This is a genomic window from Rhizobium bangladeshense, from assembly GCF_001662075.1.
GTDB classification, from domain to species: domain Bacteria; phylum Pseudomonadota; class Alphaproteobacteria; order Rhizobiales; family Rhizobiaceae; genus Rhizobium; species Rhizobium bangladeshense_B.
On sequence record NZ_LYPL01000010.1, the window covers coordinates 21,623 to 41,009 of the forward strand.

The window sequence follows — 19,387 nt, forward strand, 5'->3', positions numbered from 1 at the left end:
TTATCGCCTCGGCTTGTCCGGATCGGGGAAATTTGAACGTTTTTGGGCAATTCTCCGCCTCGCATGCAATTGCCCGATGACCATTGCAATCAGGCGAGCTGGGCCTTTTTCCAGCTGGCCGGCGTGCTGCCGACATGCTTGCGGAAGACTCGGGTGAAATGGGCTTGGTCGGCAAAGCCGGTCTCGGCGGCGATCGCGGTCAAGGCGTATTCGCTGTCGACGAGCAGGCGCTTAGCCCTGTCGAGCCGGGCATTGGTCTGCCACTGGTGCGGCGCGATGCCGGTCGAAGCCTTGAAGGCATGGCTGAAATGCGATTGTGACAGGCCGGTCAGGCCGGCGAGTTCCTCGAGGCGGATGTTGCGCAGGCAGTTTTCCTCGATGAAATCGGTGGCGCGGCGAAGCTGCCAGGAGGCGAGCTTGCTGCGTTTGCGCGGCACCGCCTTGGAAAGCTTCAGCACGTCGATGATCAGCGCCAGCGCGAGGCCGTCGCCATAGAGATCGTGCAGCGGCTCCGGATTGAGGCATTCGGCGGCGACCAGCTGCGCCAGCGCCAGCAGGCGCTCGTCGGAAAAGAGAAGCTGTGGGCTTCCGAGACGACGCGGGTCTATGTCCTCCATCAGCCGGCGGCTGATCGTGTCGGCGTCGAAATGGACGTCGAGGTGGCGCACCGAATGCACGCCGGTGAGATCGGCCCAGACTTCTATGCCGGCCGGCACATAGGAGATCGGCCGCTTTTCCGCATCCTGAACGGCGCCCTCGGCCTTCGGCGACAGCTTGATGCGCGAATTGCCCGGTCCCCGTTTGTCGAGCATGATGAAGAGCCGCGGATCCCGCGAGACATAATAGCCGCCGGCATAAGCGGCGCATTCGACGTCCCAGACATCGGCGACGATGCCATTCCATTGGCGGCGATGCACCCCGCCGATGACGGAGAAGCCCTGGATCTTGTTCTGCATCCGCGGTTGAAACGTCATTTCCACTTCCGCCTCCGGCCGAGCGGCCGGAGATAAACCTTCAATTGATACTCAAGTTTATTACAGCAGGCGGAACCGGATGACAATCACCGAATGAGGTCCAGATTCGGGAACGGCAAGCCGCGATCGATCAGGGCTTCGCCACCGAGAAACGGAGCTGGCTGTCGCCGAAGAGGATGTCGATCTCGCCTGGCTCCGTCAGTTCGATCGCGCCGCTCAACGTGCCCGTGGTGATCAGCGCACCTGCCTTCAGCGATGTCTCCGGGCGTAGGCCGTCATTGGCGTAATCGGCAAGCCAGGTGAGAACGTCGCCCTTCGGATGCTGGGCCGGCCCATCATAGATCGTGCGGCCGGCATGGGTGACCTTGAGCGGCGTGCCGGCGGCGGTATCGACAGCGCTTTTGTCAAGCTCGGGGCCAAGTACATAGCCGCTGTTGCCGAGGCGGTCTGATGTAAACAGCAGAAAGGAAATGCTGCCGCTTTCCCTGACCGCGCTGACCAGCAGCTCGGCGCCGAGATGGGCAGCGGAGATCGCCTCGACCACTTCGGCGCGGCTATAGGCAGTCTCGCTGCGGATCGGCAGATCCTTGCCGAGGCGCACGGCGATCTCGGTTTCGAACTTCATGCCCGGATACCAGGGGATGCTCGCGCCCGAGGCCGCTTCGGCATAGGGATGTAGCGGGCCGGTGACCGCCTGACCCTGCGGCGAGACCGTCACCTTCCAGGCATTGCTGGAAATGCCGTCGGCCGCAGTCAGGAAATTCTGCGCCTCCATCGCCTGATGCAGGTCGGTCGGCAGCGTGAAAGTGCCGGTTTCCTCCTGTCGGCCGGCTTGGCGCAGGCTGTGCAGCCTGGCGGCAAGGGCGCGTGGATCGAATGCCTCTGTCATGCTGTCTCCTCGACCTGATTTTCGAGGCGCACACTAACTGCCAGACAGGAACGAACAAGGGCGTTCTTGAGCCATATTTAGGAAAGCTTACTCCATCGCCGCGTACCAGCGATCGCGATAGGCGAAAAGCCCCGCGATTTCGGCCGGCGGAACATGCGTCTCGGCGCTGGATACCGGCCGGATGCCGGTGAGAAGGGCAGCACCCTGGCTAGTGCCGGTCGAGCCGGGAAGGGCGAGGACCTCGCGGCCGGCAAGGGCGGCAAGCAGCTTTAAATAGATCTCGTTCAGGGCAAAAGGCCCTTCGACGATGACCGGACCTTTGGCGCCGATCAGTTCGAGGCAGGCATCGGTCATCAAAGCGAGATAGAGGCAGGCGGCGGCATGCCGCTCCTCGCGGCTCGCCTCTTCAGCGCCGATCCAGCGGCTGGTCTTTTCCGGAAAGGGTCCGGAACCGGGGGCGATGTTGGGCAGCAGCATTGTGCCCTTTTCGATGACGGGGCCGATCGCCACCTGGGCCGCCTTCTCATCGACAGGGCCGATTTCCGCCGACAGGATCTCGAATTCCCGCCCGCCCATGAAACGCGAGGAGGGGACGGCCCGGCCATAGGCATCGACATTGGCGAGCGCATCGCGTTTGGCATCGAGGTGATCGAGATCGCCGCCGACGCCGAAATTGATCACCCATGTGCCAGTGGAGACGACGGCGAAGGGGGCCTCGCGATGGACCAGATGCGGCAGCAGCGAGGCATTTGAATCGTGGATGCCGCAATAGACCGGCACGGGGGCTGCGAGCCCAAGCTCCGCGGCAATCTCCGGCAGCACCGGGCCGAGCGCATCGAAGGCGGAACGGATCGGCGCCATCAGCGCGCGGATGCCGAGCCTGTCGACAAGCGAGGAATAGCTGCCGGTCTTTGGATTCCAGAGGTCGGTATGGCAGCCGAGCGAGGTCAGCTCGTTGGCGGCGACACCGGTCAGCCGCGCCGTCCAATATTGCGCATAGGTGAGAATGGTCGCCACCTCAGCGAACGCCTCGGGAAAGGCGGTTCTCTGGTAATGCAGCTGGGCGCCGACATTGAGGCCCATCGCGAGGCGCGGCGAGAAGGTCTCGTCGAAGGAGGGGCGCAAGGCCGCATAGCCATCGCGGATCGCTTCGGGATATTCGTATTCGTAGTCGATCACAGGCATGGCGAGCTGACCGTGCTGATCGAGCAGCGCGGCGGCGGCGCCATGGGTGGTGATCGAAATGGCGTCGAAACCGGGTTCCCGCGCCAGCGTCTTCAGGGCATCGAGCGCGAAGGACCAGAGAGCCTCTATATCGTAATGCGGGTAGGGGCCGGTCTTGATCGTAACGTTCGGCCGTTTCAGGACGGCGATCTCGGCGCCCGTCCCGCTGTCGAGAACAACGACCTTGGCATTGGTCTTGCCGATGTCGAGAACGGCGATGCGGCGATAGGGGGGGGCGGTCATGGCATATGGAAGAGGGTGACGAGGTCGCTTTGAACAGGCGAATTGTCCGGGTTCGTCGCCATGATATCGGCCATGTGCGCCCACCATTTCTTCATGACGGGATGCTCCGGCAGGCTCGCCATCGTGTGGTCCTTCGGCCGCGTCAGCACGCCGAACAGCGTGTTGGTGTCGCGGTCGAGATGGATGGAATAGTCGCTGGCGCCCGACTGGTGCAGGAGATCGACCAGTTCCGGCCAGATCTCGTCATGCCGCTTGCGGTATTCGGCTTCCATGCCGGGATGGAGCTGCATCTTGAAGGCGTGTTTTTCCAATGTCATCGGGAGCTCATGAGCTTGATGCGGCGGGCGATGATCGGGATGGCGATGGTGATGATGAGCAGCAGGCCGATGAAGATCGACATGACGATGCCAGGCACGTTTAGCAGGCCGAGGCCGAATGTGACGAGGCCCATGACGAAGGCGGCGATGACGACGCCGCCGATCCTGCCCGAGCCGCCGAGGATCGAAATCCCGCCGAGCACGACCATGGTGACGACCTCGAGTTCCCATCCCTGGGCGATCGACGGCCGGGTCGAGCCGAGGCGCGAGGTCAGGCAGACGGCGGCGACACCGCTCATGATGCCGGTCAGCAGGAAGAGGATGAATTTGACGCGCTCGACCGGGATGCCGGAGAAGCGGGCAGCGAAGTCGTTATTGCCGATCGCATAGACCTGCCGGCCGAAATTCGTCGCATGCAGCAGGATGGCGAAGAGGATCGCGACGACGATGAAGAGCACGAATTCGAAGGAAAAGACCCAGAATACGTAGCCCTGACCGAAATAGGCGAAATCGGCGGGGTATTTGCCATAGGCCTGGTCGCCGAGCACGATATAGGAAATGCCGCGGAAAAGGCTCATCGTGCCGATGGTGACCACGATCGACGGCAGTTTCAGCACGGAGATGAGCACACCGTTGAAGATACCGCAGGCAAGGCCGGTGCCGATGCCGATCAGCACAAGGCCGGGCGTGCCGATGCCGGCTTGAGCTGCCGCTCCCATCGCGGTCGAGGCGAGCGCGATGATCGCAGCAACCGAGAGGTCGATCTCGCCTGATATGACGAGCAGCGCCATGGCAAAGGCGATCATCGCCTTTTCGGTGAAGTTGAAGGTGGCGTCCGAGAGGTTCCAGGCATCGAGGAAATAGGGCGAAGCCAGGGAATTGAAGATGAAGATCAGGACGGCGACGCCAAAGAGCAGCACTTCCCAGCTTGCGATGATGCGGCGCAACGGTGTGCCGAGGCGGTCGGGGATGACCCGCTTTTCGGACGGGGTGGAAACGGCGCTCATGCTGCGGCCTCCGTTCGGGTGTCGGCTGCGGCGCGGTCGCGCAGGATGATGCGGCCCCGATTGCGCTCACGCCGGGCGTTGAAGGCGACGGCGAGAATGATGACGGTGCCTGATATCGCCATCTGGGTGAAGGGTGAAATACCGATGACCGGCAGGGCGTTCTTGATGACGCCGAGGAAGAGCGCGCCGAGCACCGTGCCGGCGACCGAGCCGACACCGCCGGCAATCGAAATGCCACCAATGACGCAGGCGGCAACACTGTCGAGTTCGAAACCGTTGGCGATATCGACATAGGCGACAGCATAACGCGACACCCAGAGATAGCTCGCGAGACCCGCCAAGGCACCCGAGAGGACGAAGGCCAGGAATTTCGTCCGGCCCGTATCGATGCCGGCATAGACCGCCGCGGTCGGATTGCCGCCGGTCGCATAGGCCGAGCGGCCGAACTGGCTGTAGCGCAGCAACATGTACATCAGCGCGACGATAATGATCGCGACCCAACTCAGCACCGGCAGGCCGAGGATCGGCGTGCGGGGGACGGAGAGGAAGGTCGGCGTCATCTGATGCGCGTTTACCCAGGCGCCGCCGGAAAGCACGAAAGCCATGCCGCGATAGATGGTAAGCGTGCCGAGGGTGACGACGATCGGCGGGATCTCGAGACGCCAGACGAGGAGGCCGTTGATCGTGCCGAGCGCGGCGCCAATGATGATCGCTGTAAGGATGAGCACGACGAGCGGCAGGCCGGGAAAAGCGGCATTCATCATCGCGATCGCCATGCCGGTGAAGGCGAGGTTGGCGGCTACGGAAAGGTCGATCGATTTCGTCAGAATGACCGTCATCTGGGCGAGCGCCAGGATAATCAGGATGGAGGTATCGTTGAAGATGCCGGCGAGATTGCCGGGTGTGGCGAAATCCGCAGCGCGGGTCGAAAAGACCGCGATCATCACGACGATGATGAGGAACAGCAGGGTTTCGCGTTTTCTGATCAGTCTTGCCATGCTCACTACCTCATGCATTCCCGGTCGCCGCGCGCACCAGCGCTTCCGGCGAGAGCTGATCGCGCTCGAAGAGCCCGGCCGACAGGCCCTCCTTCATCACCAGCACACGATCCGACATGCCGATGATTTCGGGCAGTTCGGAAGAGATCATGATGATTGAGAGTCCCTCTGCGGCAAGTTCGCTAATGAAGCCGTGCACGGCGGCCTTCGAGCCGATGTCGATGCCCTTCGTCGGCTCGTCGAGGATGATGACCCTGGGCTTGGTGGCGAGCCATTTGCCGATGACGACCTTTTGCTGGTTGCCGCCCGACAGCGTGCCGACAGGTACGGAGAGGGCTGCGGCGCGCAGATCCAGCCGCTCGGCATATTTGCGGGCGAGCGCGAATTCTTCCGCCGCCTGCAGAAAGCCCTTGCGCGAGGTGCGCGCCAGCGAAGGCAGCGTCATGTTCTGGTAGATCGGCATCGGCAGCGCCAGGCCGTGGCGGCCGCGCTCCTCCGGCACGTAGACGATGCCGGCTTTGATGGCATCATGCGGCGAGTTGATCGAGATTTCCCGGCCTTCGAGCCTCAGCCTGCCGGAGAGCGGCTTGGTAATGCCGAAGAGCGATTGCGCGAATTCCGAACGTCCGGCGCCGATCAGGCCGTAGACACCGAGGATCTCGCCCTTGCGCAGCGTCAGTGAAATGTCGCGAAACTCGGTGCGATGGCTGTATTCCTCGACTTCGAGCACCGGCCCCCCGATGGCGACGTCGATCTTCGGAAAGACGTTCTCGACATCGCGGCCGACCATCATGCGGACTATCTCGTCCTGCGGTGTTTCCTTGAGGCGTCCCTGGCCGACCGCACGGCCGTCGCGGAAGACGACGAAATCGTCGGCGATTTCGTAAAGCTCGTCGAACTTGTGGCTGATGAACAGGATCGCCTTGCCCTGGTCCTTCAGGCCCCGGACAATGCGGAAGAGATCGTCGATCTCCTTGCGGGAAAGGGCGGCGGTCGGCTCGTCCATGATGACGATGCGGGCCTCGATCGACAAAGCGCGCGCGATCGCCACCAGATGGCGTTGCGCGATCGAGAGGTCCTTCAGCCGGATGGTTGGGTCGATATTGCTTTCGAGCGCGGTCAGCAGCGTCTTGGAGCGGCTGTTCATCGTCTGCCAGTCGATGGTGCGCAGGCGCGTGCGCGGCGCATGGCCGAGGAAGATGTTTTCGGCGACCGTCAGCTCGTCAAAAAGCACGGTTTCCTGATGAATGGCGGTGACGCCGGCGTCGATGGCGGCCTGGGCGCTGGCAAAACTCGTCGGCTGGCCGTCGACGAGGATCTCGCCTTCGTTCGGCCAGTAGATGCCGGTCAGGATCTTGACGAGCGTCGACTTGCCGGCGCCGTTTTCGCCGATCAGCGCCGTCACCGTGCCCGGATGAAGCGCGATACTGACATTGTCGAGCGCCTTCACACCAGGAAAGATCTGCGAGATGCCGCGCATTTCCAGAACGGCGGGCGCGTCGCCGGTTTTGCTGTCCGTGACGGGTTGTTGAAGGGCGGCGTTCATCAGATTTCTACCAGTGTCGAAAGGGAAATCCCGGCGACCATCGGCCGCCGGGCTTTTAAACGTCGCTCCGGATCAGAAGACCTTGGAGAACTGGTCGATGTTCGAAGCATTGTAGACGAAGGGATCGGCCATGGCGGCTTCGCCGTTGTCGCCGACCTTGATCTTGCCCATGCGGCCGACTTCGATCTCGCTGCCCGGCTTGCCGTCGGTCTCGCCCTTGACGAGGCGATAGGCGATCTGGGTTGCGGAATAGCCGAGATCGATCGGGTTCCAGATGGCGAATTCCTTCGTGGCGCCAGACTTGATCGCGCCGGCCATTTCGGACGGCAGGCCGAGACCGGTCACGTAGACCTTGCCAACGAGGCCCTTGTCTTCGACGACCTTGGAAGCGGCGAGAACGCCGACGGTCGTCGGAGCGACGATGACCTTGACGTTCGGGTTCGACTTCAGCAGACCTTCGGCTTCACGATAGGACTTGTCCGAGAGGTCGTCGCCATAGACCGTGGTGACGAGGTTGAGGCCTGGGAAATCCTTGAGCTGCTTCTTCATCTGGTCGATCCAGATGTTCTGGTTGGTCGAGGTGGTCGTTGCCGACAGGATGGCGAAGTCACCCTTGCCGCCTTCCAGATGATTCTTGGCGAGTGTCAGGCACATCTTGCCGATCAGCTCGTTGGACGAGGGGTTGAGCTGCAGGATGCGGCCTTCCGGTGCGACGCCGGAATCCCAGGAGATGACCTTGATGCCGCGCTGGGTCGCCTTCTTCAGCGCCGGAACGAGCGCGTCCGGATCATTTGCCGAGACAGCGATGGCGTCGACGCCCTGGGCGATCAGCGAGTTGATGACTTCGATCTGGCCTTCGGCCGTCGTCGACGTCGGACCGGTGTAGATGACCTCGACGCCGCCGAGTTCCTTGGCGGCTTCCTGGGCGCCCTTGTTGGCGGCGTCGAAGAAGCCGTTGCCGAGCGACTTCACGACGAGGCCGATCTTGATGTCCTCGGCGCTGGCGGTGCCGGCCATCATGGCGACGGCGAGCGCGACGCCGAGCGCAAGTGTCTTTGCGAGTTTCATGTGCTTTCCTCCCTAAAGATTAGACTTCCACACCTCGGCGGCGCCTCATGCAACCGACGAGGAATCCTCCCTCACAGCCTGGGTTACCGGGCTTGCGACAACAAGCCGGACGCCGGCATTCTCGACCATGCGCGCCGCCTCCTCCGAGATCCCGTCATCGGTGATGACCACAGAAACACGATCGAGCGCGCAGAGAATGAGGCTCGACCGGCGATTGAATTTGCTTGAATCGACCATGACGACCAACTCGTCGGCCTGGTGCATCAGCTTCTGCTCGCTCTGGATGATGAGCGCGTCCGCCTCCATGATGCCGAGCGGGCCGACGCCCTGCGCGCCGATGAACATGCGCCGCGCATAGAAATTGCGGATCGCGTCATTGTCGAAAGGCGACAGGATAAGGCTTTGCTCGCGATAGATCGCGCCGCCAGGTACCGTCACCGTATTCTTGGAATGCTTCACCAGATGTTCGGCGATGGCAAAAGAATTGGTCATCACCTGCATGCGGTGGCCGGCCATGTAATGCACCATCTGGAAGGTCGTCGTGCCGCCATTGATGATGATGGCGTCGCCGGCCTCGCAGAGATCGACCGCTGCGCGCGCGATTGCGCGCTTTTTATCGATGTTGACTGATTCTGAAACCCGGAAGGGCCGGCCGGCGAGATTGCCGAGCTGCGGCGGATGCACGGCCTCGGCGCCGCCGCGGACACGACGGATCTTGCCCTGCACATGCAGAGCCGCGATATCGCGCCGGATCGTCGCTTCAGAGGCTTCCGTCAGCTCGGAGATGTCCTGGATGGTAACGACGGACTTTTCCTGAACGGCGCTTAGAATGATGCGATGGCGTTCGCGTTCGTGCATTGGGTTCCTCCTCTTGTCATATTTATTTCGTATCCGTTAAAGGCTGTCAATCACAAACGATCATAAATTTTCATATTGCGATGCAGCATAATCGTTTTTGATCGTTTTCGATTGACAAGCGCACTTTTGATGCGCGATACCGTGAGCGAAAGGGCGCGCTGATCGCCGCCCCCGACAAGCCTGATATGGGAGGATGATATGGCGGCGAACGTCCGGCTTCTGGAAAACCGGTGGGATGATGGGTACGCGGCGGGCCTCGACGAGCCCGGCAAGCTTCTCTATCGCTCCAATCTGCTCGGCGCCGACAAGCGCATCACCAACTATGGCGGCGGCAACACCTCGGCGAAGGTGATGGAAACCGATCCGCTTGATGGCGGCAAGGTCAAAGTGCTCTGGGTCAAGGGCTCCGGCGGCGACGTCGGCACGATCAAGCTCGACGGTTTCGCTACTCTCTACCAGGACAAGCTGGAATCGCTGAAATCCATCTATAAAGGTGTCGAGGACGAAGATCGCATGGTCGGCTTCCTGCCGCACTGCACCTTCAACCTCAACGGCCGCGCCGCCTCGATCGACACGCCCCTGCACGGTTTCGTGCCCTTCACCCATGTCGATCACATGCATCCCGATGCGATCATCGCCATCGCCGCCTCGAAGAATTCGAAGGAGCTGACGCAGCAGATCTTCGGCAACGAGATCGGCTGGCTGCCCTGGCGCCGTCCGGGCTTCCAGCTCGGCCTCGATCTCGAAGCCTTCGTCAAGGCGAACCCGAACGCCAAGGGCGTCGTGCTCGAAAGCCACGGCCTCTTCACCTGGGCGAATGATGCCAAGACCTGCTACGAGCTGACGCTTGAGATCATCAACAAGGCGATCGTCTGGTTTGCCGAAAAGACCGAAGGCAAGACGATTTTCGGCGGCGCGGTCACGCAGAGCCTGCCGGTTGCCGAACGCCGCGCCATCGCCGCCCGGCTGATGCCGGAGATTCGCGGCCGCATCGGCAAGCAGGAGCGCAAGCTCGGGCATTTCGACGATCAGGACGCCGTGCTCGAATTCGTCAATTCCAGGGATCTGCGTCCGCTCGGCGCGCTCGGCACCAGCTGCCCGGATCATTTCCTGCGCACCAAGATCCGCCCTCTGATCGTCGATTTCGATCCCGCCAAACCGGATGTTGACGCGATCATTGCCGGTCTCGACCAGGCGCTGGAAGATTACCGCGCCGACTACGCCCGCTATTACAACGACTGCAAGCATGACAATTCGCCCGCCATGCGCGACGCCAATCCGGTGATTTTCCTCGTTCCCGGCGTCGGCATGCTGTCCTTTGCCCGCGACAAGGCGACAGCACGCATCGCCAGCGAATTCTACGTCAATGCCATCAACGTCATGCGCGGCGCCTCGACGGTCTCGGAATATCAGGGCCTGCCGGAGCAGGAGGCCTTCGACATCGAGTACTGGCTGCTCGAAGAGGCGAAGCTGCAGCGCATGCCGAAGCCGAAGAGCCTTGCCGGCCGGGTGGCCTTCGTCACCGGTGGCGCCGGCGGCATCGGCCGGGCGACGGCCGCGCGCCTCGTCGGCGAGGGCGCCTGCGTGGTGCTTGCCGATATCGACCAGGCGGCACTTGAAGCCACCGAGGCCGATTTCGTCAAGAAGTTTGGCGCCGACGCTGTGCGCAGCGTCCCGCTCGACGTCACCAAGGAAGAGGCGGTGATCGCCTCTTTCGCGGAAGCCTCGGTCGAATTCGGCGGCATCGATATCCTCGTCTCGAATGCCGGCATTGCCTCTTCCGCGCCGATCGAAGCCACCGAGCTTGCGACCTGGAACCGCAATGTCGACATTCTGGCGACCGGTTATTTCCTGGTGTCGCGCGAAGCCTTCCGCCTGTTCCGCCGTCAGACGCTCGGCGGCAACATCGTCTTCGTCGCCTCGAAAAACGGTCTTGCCGCTTCGCCGAATGCCTCTGCCTATTGCACTGCAAAGGCTGCCGAAATCCATCTCGCCCGTTGCCTGGCACTGGAAGGCGCGGATGCCGGCATCCGAGTCAACACCGTTAACCCGGACGCCGTCCTGCGCGGATCGAAGATCTGGAGCGGCGAATGGCGCGAACAGCGCGCCGCCTCGTCGAAAATCGAGGTGGACGATCTCGAGGAGCATTACCGCAAGCGTTCGATGCTGAAACTCAACGTGTTTCCGGAGGATATCGCCGAGGCGATCTACTTCCTCGCCTCGGACCTTTCGGCAAAATCGACCGGCAACATCATCAATGTTGATGCCGGCAACGTCCAAAGCTTCACGCGCTGAGCTACTTCCGCAGGATCACCCATATTGCATGGATGATCCCCGGCACATAGCCGCAAAGCGTCAGCAATATGTTGAGCCAGAAATGCAGGCCGATCCCGACCTGCAGGAATACGCCAAGGGGCGGCAGGATGATCGCAAGAAGAATGCGGACAACGTCCATCGTAGCTCCTGAGTTTTGAAGACATGCAAGCATTAGAACGCAAACCACGGTTCTATGGTTCGCGAGGTGGGAGGAAACAATGGCTGAATTCAGGATTGCGCCGGATCTGGTCGCGACGGAAAATGAAAAGCGGGCGGCGGCGCTGAAAGCCGATTACGACGCATTGGGTGCGACGCTCGATCGGCGCGGCGTCGATATCGAAGCGGTGATGCGCAAAGTCAGCGAGTTCTTCGTCGCCGTTCCCTCCTGGGGTGTCGGCACCGGCGGCACGCGCTTTGCCCGCTTCCCCGGCACCGGCGAGCCGCGTGGCATCTTCGACAAGCTCGACGATTGCGCCGTCATCAACCAGCTGACGCGGGCGACACCGAACGTCTCGCTGCATATCCCCTGGGACAAGGCGGATTCACGGGAATTGAAGGCCAAGGGCGATGCGCTCGGCCTCGGTTTCGATGCGATGAACTCGAACACCTTTTCGGATGCTCCGGGCCAGGCCCATTCCTACAAATACGGCTCGCTCAGCCATACGGATGCGGCAACACGGGCCCAGGCGGTCGAGCACAATCTCGAATGCATCGAGATCGGCAAGGCGATCGGCTCGAAGGCGCTGACGGTGTGGATCGGCGACGGCTCGAACTTCCCCGGCCAGAGCAGTTTTACCAGGGCGTTCGAGCGTTACCTCGCCTCGATGGCTGATATTTACAAGGCACTGCCCGACGACTGGAAGCTCTTCACCGAGCACAAGATGTACGAGCCGGCCTTCTATTCGACGATCGTGCAGGATTGGGGCACCAACTACCTGATCGCCCAGACGCTCGGCCCCAAGGCCTATTGCCTCGTCGATCTCGGCCATCATGCACCGAACACCAATATCGAAATGATTGTCGCCCGCCTGATCCAGTTCGGCAAGCTCGGCGGCTTCCACTTCAACGATTCGAAATATGGCGACGACGATCTCGACGCCGGCGTGATCGATCCTTACCGGCTGTTCCTCGTTTTCAACGAGCTGGTCGATGCCGAGCAGCGCGGCGTCAGCGACTTCAATCCGGCCCATATGATCGACCAGTCGCACAATGTCACCGACCCGATCGAGAGTCTGATCAACAGCGCCAACGAAATCCGCCGCGCCTATGCGCAGGCGCTGATCGTCGACCGCAAGGCGCTCGAGGGTTACCAGCAGGACAATGACGCGCTGATGGCGTCGGAAACGCTGAAGCGCGCCTATCGCGCCGATGTCGAGCCGATCCTCGCCGAAGCCCGGCGCCGGGCCGGCGGCGCGATCGACCCGATCGCCGCCTACCGCGCCAGCGGCTACCGCAACAAGGTGGCGGCCGAGCGTCCGGCTTCCGTTGCCGGCGGCGGCGGTATCATCTGAATTTCGAAACTGAATAAAAGGATGGCCGGCAGTGCGGATGACGCACTGCCGGCCATTGCCGTTTACGGCTTCCAGGCGCCGGCGATCTGGCGGGTGGCGATGTTCAGCCGGTTCCAGACGTTTATATTGGCGATGGCGATGACGAGGGCCGCAAGGCTCCTGCCGTCATAGTGCCGGGTCGCCTCGTCCCAGATCTCGTCCGGCACCGGGTCGGCGCGGTCGCTGGTGCGGGTCACGGCCTCGGTCAGCGCAAGCGCCGCCCGTTCGGCATCGTTGAAATAGGGTGTGTCGCGCCAGGCGCTGACGGCAAAGAGCCTTTCATCGGTCTCGCCGAGCTTCTTGGCGATGCGCGGATGCCCGTCGATGCAGACGCTGCAGCCGTTGATCTGGCTGGCGCGAAGATTGACGAGTTCGAGCAGCGTCGGTGAAAGACCCGCCTCTGCCGGCACTTTGCCCAGCGCCGTCAGCGCCTGCATGGCCGCGGGAAGGACGAGGGCGGGATTTCCCATTCTCTCCTGCATGATATGTCTCCTTGATGCGTTTGCGGTTCGACGCTCCGCCGGCACTGTCACATCGGCCGGCTTCCATTCGTCATAGGTTTGACGGACCGCAGCGAAGGAATGTGACGGATGAACGAGAAAAAATGGCTGGCTGATGAATTCGAGGCGAACCGGGCACATTTGCGCGCCGCCGCCTATCGCATGCTCGGCTCCCGCAGCGAGGCGGAGGACGCCGTTCAAGAGGCCTGGCTGCGGTTGAGCCGGGCCGATACGAGCGGTGTCGGAAATCTCAGCGGTTGGCTGACGACGGTCGTGGCGCGTATCTGCCTCGACATGCTGCGGGCGCGCAAAAGCCGGCGCGAGGAGCCGCTGGATATGCTCGCTCATGCCGGGCTGGCCGATCCTGCGACGGATCCGGAACGCGAGGCAGCCTTCGCCGATTCCGTCGGCCTGGCACTGCTCGTCGTGCTGCAGACGCTGGCGCCTGCCGAACGTGTCGCTTTCGTGCTGCACGACATGTTCGATCTGCCGTTCGATGAGATTGCGCCGATTATCGGCCGCTCATCCGCTGCCGCCCGACAGCTCGCAAGCCGCGCGCGCCGAAGAGTGCAGGGCGTGGACGAGGCGCCGGAGATCGATTTTGCCCACAAGCGGACCATCGCCGAGGCCTTTCTTGCCGCCTCCCGCAGCAGCGATCTGGAGGCGCTGCTTGCAGTGCTCGCGCCCGACGTCGTCTTCCGGCCGGATGCAACGGCGGCCCGATATGGCATTGGCGAAATGCGCGGCGCGGCCGATGTGGCCCAGGCCTTCAAGGGTCGGGCACAGGCGGCGCAGATCGCCGTCGTCAACGGCGAAGTTGGATTTGTCGTGGATATTGGCGGTCAGATTCGCGTCGCGGTGACGCTGGCGATCGGCAATGACAGGATTGTTGCGATCGACGCCGTCGCCGATCCGGATCATCTGCAACGGATCAACTATTCGATCCTTCGGGATTGAAACGTGTTGATGTTCGAAACAGACCGGCTCGGTAGGAGGGCGCCTCTACGATTGCGGCGTCGCGAGCCGGAGGTGATTTTCCGTGATAGATTCCTTGACAGCGATAACCTTGGCTTTATTCTATTATACAGCCTCATATGTCATAATTACGGAATTCCTCAGGTGTGATTGTATGAGCCGCCATCTCTAGTTTCCTTCACTCTCCATAGCGACTTGGACGGATGGGCAGGAAGCGATTCCCAGATTTCGGAAGGAATACATATATGTCCGGCGAGCAGGTGAAGAAGCCGCTTCTCCTTACCAATGTCAAACCGGTCGCTGTCGGTGCGGGTACAGGCGAGGGGGTGATCGACATTCTCGTCGATGGCGAGGGCAGGATCGCTGAGATCGGGTCGTCGCTCGCGGTCTCCCAGGATGTGACGCGCATCAACGGCAAGGGTGCCTTCATCTCGCCAGGCTGGATCGACCTGCATGTGCATATCTGGCATGGCGGCACCGACATTTCGATCCGCCCTTCCGAATGCGGTCTCGAGCGTGGCGTGACAACGCTTGTCGATGCCGGGTCGGCCGGCGAGGCGAATTTCCACGGTTTCCGCGAATATATTATCGAGCCCTCGCGCGAGCGCATCAAGGCGTTCCTGAACCTCGGCTCGATTGGTCTTGTCGCCTGCAACCGCGTCGCTGAACTGAGGGACATCAGAGATATCGATCTCGACCGCATCCTCGAAGTCTATGCCGAAAACAGCGAGCATATCGTCGGCATCAAGGTGCGCGCCAGCCACGTCATCACCGGTTCCTGGGGCGTCACCCCGGTCAAGCTCGGCAAGAAGATTGCCAAGATCCTCAAAGTGCCGATGATGGTGCATGTCGGCGAGCCGCCGGCGCTCTATGATGAAGTGCTCGAAATCCTCGGCCCCGGCGACGTCGTCACCCACTGCTTCAACGGCAAGGCCGGGTCGAGCATCATGGAGGACGAGGATCTCTTCAATCTCGCCGAGCGCTGCGCTTCGGAGGGCATCCGCCTCGACATCGGCCATGGCGGCGCCTCCTTCTCCTTCAAGGTGGCGGAAGCAGCGATCGCTCGCGGTCTGCTGCCCTTCTCGATCTCGACCGACCTACACGGCCACTCGATGAATTTTCCGGTCTGGGACCTGGCGACGACGATGTCAAAGCTGCTCAGCGTCGGCATGCCCTTCGACCAGGTGGTTGAAGCCGTCACCCATGCGCCGGCATCGGTCATCAAGCTGCCGATGGAGAACCGGCTTTCGGTCGGCGCGCAGGCGGAATTCACCATTTTCGACCTTGTCGATTCCGACCTCGAGGCGACGGATTCCAACGGCGACGTCTCGGTCCTCAACAAGCTGTTCGAGCCGCGCTACGCGGTGATCGGCGCCGAGGCATTCGCTGCCAGCCGCTACGTGCCGCGAGCGCGCAAGCTCGTGCGCCATAGCCACGGTTATTCGTACCGATAGGATATACGGCGGATCGATCAGAAATCCGTCCCAAAGGCGTGAGGTGTGTGGTGGTTCCAGGGATTTACGACAGTAAGTCCCGCGGCTTCAAAGGGGCTGACGTCGCGTGTTGCGACCATAAACCCCTTCGATGCGGCGATGGCGGCAATATATCCGTCCGGGGTTGGAAATCCTTTGCCGCCCGCACGAGCCCTGACGGCTAGATCGCCATAGTGTCGGGCTGCTTCTGCGTCGAACGACAACACGCGATCCCGAAACAGTTCGAGTATGCCGCCGAGTGTTTCGGTTAGAGCCGCCTTGCGCCGACCGTCAGGCAGCGCGCCGATGCCAAACAGCAGCTCCGCCAACGTCACACTCGACAAATACAAGGTTTCGGCAACCTGCTCGTTCAGCCATGACCGCACAGCCGAATGAGGGGCTGGTTTCATCGCCTCGGAAAGAACGTTCGTATCCAGAACGATCATTCAAACCTCAATGGTTCCGCCGGCGCCCTATCGCGTAGCTGGTCGAGCCCTTCGAAATCAACATTGGACAGCCCTGACTGTCGACCGATTTCCGCCAAGGCATCCCCCATGCGAATACGCTGCTCGGGTTTCACCGCATTTTCCAGAATGTCACGGACCTCCGCCTCGGTGCTGCGGCCGTGTATCGCCGCCCGCAGACGCAATGCGCGGTGCACCTCATCGGGCACATTTCGAACTGTCAGAATGGCCATATGCAAACTCCGAAGATGCTGTCAATGACAGCAATATAGCCATTATGCAGTCATGCCGCAATCAGGAGACGCTAGCGGTTGCGCCAGCCCATCAGCTTTTCGATCCGCTCCGCCGAATTGCGCACATGCGCGGTATAGTGGTTCTCGTCGGAAAAAGCCTTCTGCTCCGGCAGCACGATGGAAATGGTGGCGACGCAATGGCCGTCACGGTCGCAGATCGGCGAGGCGATGCAGGCAACCGCATAATCCGATTCCCCGGCCTGGATCGACAGGCGGGCCTCGAAGGCCTTTGCGGCGGCTTCCGATAGCGTGCCCGGATCGATCTCGGCGCGGCCGGTCGGCGACGAGCGGGCGCAGCGCTTGAAGAGCTCGATGCGCTCCTGCTCCGGCAGATGGCCGACGAGCAGGCGGCCGGATGCTGTCCAGTTCAGCGGCACCCGGGTGCCGACGCGCGATGCCACCTGGAAGTGGCTCGGGCCATCGGCCATGGCAAGCACCAGCATATAATCGCCGTCGCGGCCGCAGACCTGCACTGTCTCGCCGGCCTGGCGGCAGAGGTCGTGCATCTCGTGGGTGGCGATGCTCATGAAATCCAGCGACCGGGCATAGGCGAGCCCGTAGTGATAAAGCCGCGCGCCGAGCCAGATCGAGCCGTCCGCCTGGCGTGTCAGCATGTTCTTCTCGACGAGATCGTCGACGATGACGTAGACGGTCGAAAGCGGCGCCTTCACCGCCTTGGCGATGGCATAGACGCCGGCGGGCGATCCCGTCTCGTAGAGATGATCGATCACCTGAAGCGCCCGGTCGATGCCGCTGACGCGCGCGCGGCGCGCACCCTTGCCGGCGGCTTCATCGGCATGGCCCTCATCTTCGGAGTAAACTGCGGGTGATGTCTTTCCGTCCAATTCCATGCACCTCGTTAACACTGCGATCGTGTTACATTACTATGGCATAGCGGTCGCTGTGGCAAATCGCAACATTTTGTAGGTTGATCACGTCGGCGGGTGTGCGCAATTCGCTGAGACGGACCCCTACTTCCTCCCTCGACACGCACCATGATGCATCCTCGATGTTTCCGGTCATTTTAATCCGAAAACAATGCAGTCGTAATCCCGCTTGGAACAACAAGCCGCAGCCTGAGTTTGACCCCGAACCCAGGAGGTCATGATGACGAATTATCCGACACCGCCTTTCCCGTCCCAGAAACAGCCCATGCCGGGTTTTACCGCACAAATGGATCCCGTCCCCGATCATGGCGAGAAAAGCTATCGCGGTTCCGAACGGTTGAAGGGCAAGCGGGCGATTATCACCGGCGGCGATAGCGGCATCGGCCGGGCGGTGGCCATCGCCTATGCCAGGGAAGGCGCCGACTTGGTGATTTCCTATCTCGACGAGGATGAAGACGCCGACGATACGAAGCGACTCGTCGAAGAGGCCGGACGCAAGGCCGTGCTCGTCAGCGGCGATATCCAGGATCCGGCTCATTGCCGGCAGATCGTCGACACCGCGGTCAAGGAGCTTGGCGGCATCGACATTCTCGTCAACAATGCCGCGCATCAGGCAAGTTTCAAGAGCATCGACGAAATCAGCGACGAGGAGTGGGAACTGACCTTCAAGGTCAACATCCACGCGATGTTCTACCTGACCAAGGCTGCCGTCCCCCATATGAAGCCCGGCAGCGCTATCATCAATACCGCCTCGATCAACTCCGACAGTCCGAATCCGACACTGCTCGCCTATGCGACGACCAAGGGGGCGATCCAGAATTTCACTGCCGGCCTCGCCCAGCTGCTGGCCGAGAAAGGCATTCGCGCCAACGCCGTGGCACCGGGGCCGATCTGGACGCCGCTCATTCCCTCGACGCTTCCTGAGGAAAGCGTCAGCAATTTCGGCAAGCAGGTGCCGATGAAACGGCCGGGCCAGCCGGCCGAGCTTGCAACAGCCTACGTGATGCTGGCCGATCCTTTGTCGAGCTATGTCTCCGGCACGACAATCGCGGTCACCGGCGGCAAGCCGATCCTGTGATGCAGGTCGGACGGAATTGGCGGTTCCGGGTGAAAGACCTGCTTGAACGAGGAGCTGAAGCGTGTCGATCAAGTCTGATGTGACACGCTTCAGTGCGGCCTGCCGAAGCCGCCGCCGGTCGGCGTCGTGACGATCACGGCGTCCCCGGCGGCGAGCATTGCCTGGTCGCAGCCTTCGAGCCATTCGACGGTGCCGTCGGCGCGACGGATCTCGGTTTTCCCCCAGCTGTCCGTCTTTCCCGCCGAACAGGCCGAACGGCCGGATCGTTCGATGCGAGGAGAGAATGCCCTCAGGGCGCTTTCCGGTCACTACGATCAAGCAGCAAGGGCCGCCGCCTCTTTATGACGACAGCCCTTGTCGGGGGCAGGGAGAGATCCCCCGGTATTCAGAAAGTTGTTTTCAGCAGAAGCAGGGCATCGCAGGCAGATTGGCGCGGCTTGCGAGTGCTCCGATCATTTTGCCGACCGGCGTCGGGCGCGGTTCGCGGTTCCCGGCGGCCGTCTCCAGGAGTTGCTTGAAATCTTCAAGCTTCACGCCGTCGGCGCGCAATACCATGGCGATCAGGGGGTCGCGGAGGGCTTCGGATATCGTCAGGTCGTCTCTGGTCTTTCTCATGGCTTGTCCTCCTTTCGTGGGCGGTCGCCCGTGTTCCACTTTGCGTCGCCAAGCCCTCGGCATTGACTTTGGCAGCCTGTGGTGTTACCGGTAAGTAACAATACAGTTGTTAC

20 protein-coding genes and 1 pseudogene are annotated in these 19,387 nt (G+C 61.8%); 5 read left to right on the plus strand and 16 right to left on the minus strand.

What is annotated here, in order from left to right; genetic code table 11:
* Positions 1-89: 89 nt before the first annotated feature.
* The 9 genes from A7X77_RS19570 to A7X77_RS19610 form a co-directional block, all read right to left on the minus strand.
* Entirely contained in the window at positions 90-974 is an 885-nt protein-coding gene (locus A7X77_RS19570; RefSeq protein ID WP_064684509.1) for a helix-turn-helix domain-containing protein, read from the minus strand.
* Between the two features lie 130 nt (positions 975-1,104).
* Positions 1,105-1,863, minus strand: a complete 759-nt coding sequence (locus A7X77_RS19575; RefSeq protein ID WP_064684510.1) for a fumarylacetoacetate hydrolase family protein — start codon at positions 1,861-1,863, stop codon at positions 1,105-1,107.
* Between the two features lie 87 nt (positions 1,864-1,950).
* On the minus strand, positions 1,951-3,330 hold the full coding sequence (locus tag A7X77_RS19580; RefSeq protein WP_064684511.1) for an FGGY-family carbohydrate kinase: 1,380 nt from the start codon (positions 3,328-3,330) through the stop codon (positions 1,951-1,953).
* Positions 3,327-3,647 carry an L-rhamnose mutarotase gene (gene rhaM, locus A7X77_RS19585; protein ID WP_064684512.1) on the minus strand — a complete coding sequence of 107 codons (321 nt, stop codon included), beginning with the start codon at positions 3,645-3,647 and terminating at the stop codon, positions 3,327-3,329. The genes A7X77_RS19580 and rhaM overlap by 4 nt, the downstream gene beginning before the upstream one ends.
* Positions 3,644-4,654, minus strand: coding sequence for an ABC transporter permease (locus A7X77_RS19590; RefSeq protein ID WP_064684513.1), 1,011 nt, complete (start codon positions 4,652-4,654; stop codon positions 3,644-3,646). The genes rhaM and A7X77_RS19590 overlap by 4 nt, the downstream gene beginning before the upstream one ends.
* Positions 4,651-5,652 (minus strand): ABC transporter permease, encoded by a 1,002-nt coding sequence (locus A7X77_RS19595; protein WP_064684514.1) that lies wholly within the window; start codon positions 5,650-5,652, stop codon positions 4,651-4,653. Before A7X77_RS19595 ends, A7X77_RS19590 begins: the two co-directional genes overlap by 4 nt.
* A 10-nt stretch (positions 5,653-5,662) precedes the next feature.
* A complete protein-coding gene (locus A7X77_RS19600; protein ID WP_064684515.1) occupies positions 5,663-7,198 on the minus strand; it encodes a sugar ABC transporter ATP-binding protein in 1,536 nt (511 codons plus the stop codon).
* Between the two features lie 72 nt (positions 7,199-7,270).
* Positions 7,271-8,266 carry a rhamnose ABC transporter substrate-binding protein gene (gene rhaS, locus A7X77_RS19605; RefSeq protein WP_064684516.1) on the minus strand — a complete coding sequence of 332 codons (996 nt, stop codon included), beginning with the start codon at positions 8,264-8,266 and terminating at the stop codon, positions 7,271-7,273.
* Between the two features lie 45 nt (positions 8,267-8,311).
* Positions 8,312-9,124 (minus strand): DeoR/GlpR family DNA-binding transcription regulator, encoded by an 813-nt coding sequence (locus tag A7X77_RS19610; protein ID WP_064684517.1) that lies wholly within the window; start codon positions 9,122-9,124, stop codon positions 8,312-8,314.
* 198 nt (positions 9,125-9,322) lie between these two features.
* Here A7X77_RS19610 and A7X77_RS19615 point away from each other — a divergent pair, with 198 nt between their 5' ends.
* Positions 9,323-11,419, plus strand: a complete 2,097-nt coding sequence (locus A7X77_RS19615) for a bifunctional rhamnulose-1-phosphate aldolase/short-chain dehydrogenase (protein WP_064684518.1) — start codon at positions 9,323-9,325, stop codon at positions 11,417-11,419.
* Between the two features lies 1 nt (position 11,420).
* On the opposite strand, the gene A7X77_RS19620 is transcribed toward A7X77_RS19615, so the two are convergent.
* Complete coding sequence (locus A7X77_RS19620) at positions 11,421-11,579, minus strand: YqaE/Pmp3 family membrane protein (RefSeq protein ID WP_003547831.1); 159 nt, start codon at positions 11,577-11,579, stop codon at positions 11,421-11,423.
* A 79-nt stretch (positions 11,580-11,658) separates the two neighbouring features.
* Here A7X77_RS19620 and rhaI point away from each other — a divergent pair, with 79 nt between their 5' ends.
* Positions 11,659-12,951 carry an L-rhamnose catabolism isomerase gene (rhaI, locus tag A7X77_RS19625; RefSeq protein ID WP_064684519.1) on the plus strand — a complete coding sequence of 431 codons (1,293 nt, stop codon included), beginning with the start codon at positions 11,659-11,661 and terminating at the stop codon, positions 12,949-12,951.
* A 62-nt stretch (positions 12,952-13,013) separates the two neighbouring features.
* On the opposite strand, the gene A7X77_RS19630 is transcribed toward rhaI, so the two are convergent.
* Positions 13,014-13,472 carry a carboxymuconolactone decarboxylase family protein gene (locus tag A7X77_RS19630; protein ID WP_064684520.1) on the minus strand — a complete coding sequence of 153 codons (459 nt, stop codon included), beginning with the start codon at positions 13,470-13,472 and terminating at the stop codon, positions 13,014-13,016.
* Positions 13,473-13,580: 108 nt separating this feature from the next.
* On the opposite strand from A7X77_RS19630, the gene A7X77_RS19635 reads away from it, so the two are divergent.
* Together A7X77_RS19635 and A7X77_RS19640 are read left to right on the plus strand one after the other, a co-directional pair.
* The gene (locus A7X77_RS19635; RefSeq protein WP_064684521.1) at positions 13,581-14,447 is read left to right on the plus strand and encodes a sigma-70 family RNA polymerase sigma factor; all 867 of its coding nucleotides are present in this window, start codon (positions 13,581-13,583) and stop codon (positions 14,445-14,447) included.
* Between the two features lie 263 nt (positions 14,448-14,710).
* Positions 14,711-15,919 carry an amidohydrolase/deacetylase family metallohydrolase gene (locus A7X77_RS19640; RefSeq protein ID WP_064684522.1) on the plus strand — a complete coding sequence of 403 codons (1,209 nt, stop codon included), beginning with the start codon at positions 14,711-14,713 and terminating at the stop codon, positions 15,917-15,919.
* A 17-nt stretch (positions 15,920-15,936) separates the two neighbouring features.
* Here A7X77_RS19640 and A7X77_RS19645 read toward each other — a convergent pair whose 3' ends face one another.
* From A7X77_RS19645 to A7X77_RS19655, 3 genes are all read right to left on the minus strand, one after another.
* Entirely contained in the window at positions 15,937-16,383 is a 447-nt protein-coding gene (locus A7X77_RS19645; RefSeq protein ID WP_064684523.1) for a type II toxin-antitoxin system VapC family toxin, read from the minus strand.
* A complete protein-coding gene (locus A7X77_RS19650; protein ID WP_064684524.1) occupies positions 16,380-16,634 on the minus strand; it encodes a FitA-like ribbon-helix-helix domain-containing protein in 255 nt (84 codons plus the stop codon). Before A7X77_RS19650 ends, A7X77_RS19645 begins: the two co-directional genes overlap by 4 nt.
* 71 nt (positions 16,635-16,705) lie before the next feature.
* Positions 16,706-17,545: an IclR family transcriptional regulator gene (locus A7X77_RS19655; protein WP_064684525.1), complete on the minus strand. Its 840-nt coding sequence runs from the start codon at positions 17,543-17,545 to the stop codon at positions 16,706-16,708.
* Positions 17,546-17,801: 256 nt separating this feature from the next.
* On the opposite strand from A7X77_RS19655, the gene A7X77_RS19660 reads away from it, so the two are divergent.
* Entirely contained in the window at positions 17,802-18,659 is an 858-nt protein-coding gene (locus A7X77_RS19660; RefSeq protein ID WP_064684709.1) for an SDR family oxidoreductase, read from the plus strand.
* Positions 18,660-18,748: 89 nt separating this feature from the next.
* On the opposite strand, the pseudogene A7X77_RS34030 reads toward A7X77_RS19660, so the two are convergent.
* Both A7X77_RS34030 and A7X77_RS19665 read right to left on the minus strand, forming a co-directional pair.
* Positions 18,749-18,944 (minus strand): annotated as a pseudogene (locus tag A7X77_RS34030) (hydantoinase B/oxoprolinase family protein); the annotation flags it as partial.
* Positions 18,945-19,058: 114 nt separating this feature from the next.
* Positions 19,059-19,274: a hypothetical protein gene (locus tag A7X77_RS19665; RefSeq protein WP_064684526.1), complete on the minus strand. Its 216-nt coding sequence runs from the start codon at positions 19,272-19,274 to the stop codon at positions 19,059-19,061.
* Positions 19,275-19,387: the final 113 nt, after the last annotated feature.

Bases quoted from the DNA above. Each gene is read 5' to 3' on its own strand.
- A7X77_RS19570 (WP_064684509.1), bottom strand. From the start codon at position 974: ATGACGTTTCAACCGCGGATGCAGAACAAGATCCAGGGCTTCTCCGTC.
- A7X77_RS19575 (WP_064684510.1), bottom strand. From the start codon at position 1,863: ATGACAGAGGCATTCGATCCACGCGCCCTTGCCGCCAGGCTGCACAGC.
- A7X77_RS19580 (WP_064684511.1), bottom strand. From the start codon at position 3,330: ATGACCGCCCCCCCCTATCGCCGCATCGCCGTTCTCGACATCGGCAAG.
- rhaM (WP_064684512.1), bottom strand. From the start codon at position 3,647: ATGACATTGGAAAAACACGCCTTCAAGATGCAGCTCCATCCCGGCATG.
- A7X77_RS19590 (WP_064684513.1), bottom strand. From the start codon at position 4,654: ATGAGCGCCGTTTCCACCCCGTCCGAAAAGCGGGTCATCCCCGACCGC.
- A7X77_RS19595 (WP_064684514.1), bottom strand. From the start codon at position 5,652: ATGGCAAGACTGATCAGAAAACGCGAAACCCTGCTGTTCCTCATCATC.
- A7X77_RS19600 (WP_064684515.1), bottom strand. From the start codon at position 7,198: ATGAACGCCGCCCTTCAACAACCCGTCACGGACAGCAAAACCGGCGAC.
- rhaS (WP_064684516.1), bottom strand. From the start codon at position 8,266: ATGAAACTCGCAAAGACACTTGCGCTCGGCGTCGCGCTCGCCGTCGCC.
- A7X77_RS19610 (WP_064684517.1), bottom strand. From the start codon at position 9,124: ATGCACGAACGCGAACGCCATCGCATCATTCTAAGCGCCGTTCAGGAA.
- A7X77_RS19615 (WP_064684518.1), top strand. From the start codon at position 9,323: ATGGCGGCGAACGTCCGGCTTCTGGAAAACCGGTGGGATGATGGGTAC.
- A7X77_RS19620 (WP_003547831.1), bottom strand. From the start codon at position 11,579: ATGGACGTTGTCCGCATTCTTCTTGCGATCATCCTGCCGCCCCTTGGC.
- rhaI (WP_064684519.1), top strand. From the start codon at position 11,659: ATGGCTGAATTCAGGATTGCGCCGGATCTGGTCGCGACGGAAAATGAA.
- A7X77_RS19630 (WP_064684520.1), bottom strand. From the start codon at position 13,472: ATGCAGGAGAGAATGGGAAATCCCGCCCTCGTCCTTCCCGCGGCCATG.
- A7X77_RS19635 (WP_064684521.1), top strand. From the start codon at position 13,581: ATGAACGAGAAAAAATGGCTGGCTGATGAATTCGAGGCGAACCGGGCA.
- A7X77_RS19640 (WP_064684522.1), top strand. From the start codon at position 14,711: ATGTCCGGCGAGCAGGTGAAGAAGCCGCTTCTCCTTACCAATGTCAAA.
- A7X77_RS19645 (WP_064684523.1), bottom strand. From the start codon at position 16,383: ATGATCGTTCTGGATACGAACGTTCTTTCCGAGGCGATGAAACCAGCC.
- A7X77_RS19650 (WP_064684524.1), bottom strand. From the start codon at position 16,634: ATGGCCATTCTGACAGTTCGAAATGTGCCCGATGAGGTGCACCGCGCA.
- A7X77_RS19655 (WP_064684525.1), bottom strand. From the start codon at position 17,545: ATGGAATTGGACGGAAAGACATCACCCGCAGTTTACTCCGAAGATGAG.
- A7X77_RS19660 (WP_064684709.1), top strand. From the start codon at position 17,802: ATGACGAATTATCCGACACCGCCTTTCCCGTCCCAGAAACAGCCCATG.
- A7X77_RS19665 (WP_064684526.1), bottom strand. From the start codon at position 19,274: ATGAGAAAGACCAGAGACGACCTGACGATATCCGAAGCCCTCCGCGAC.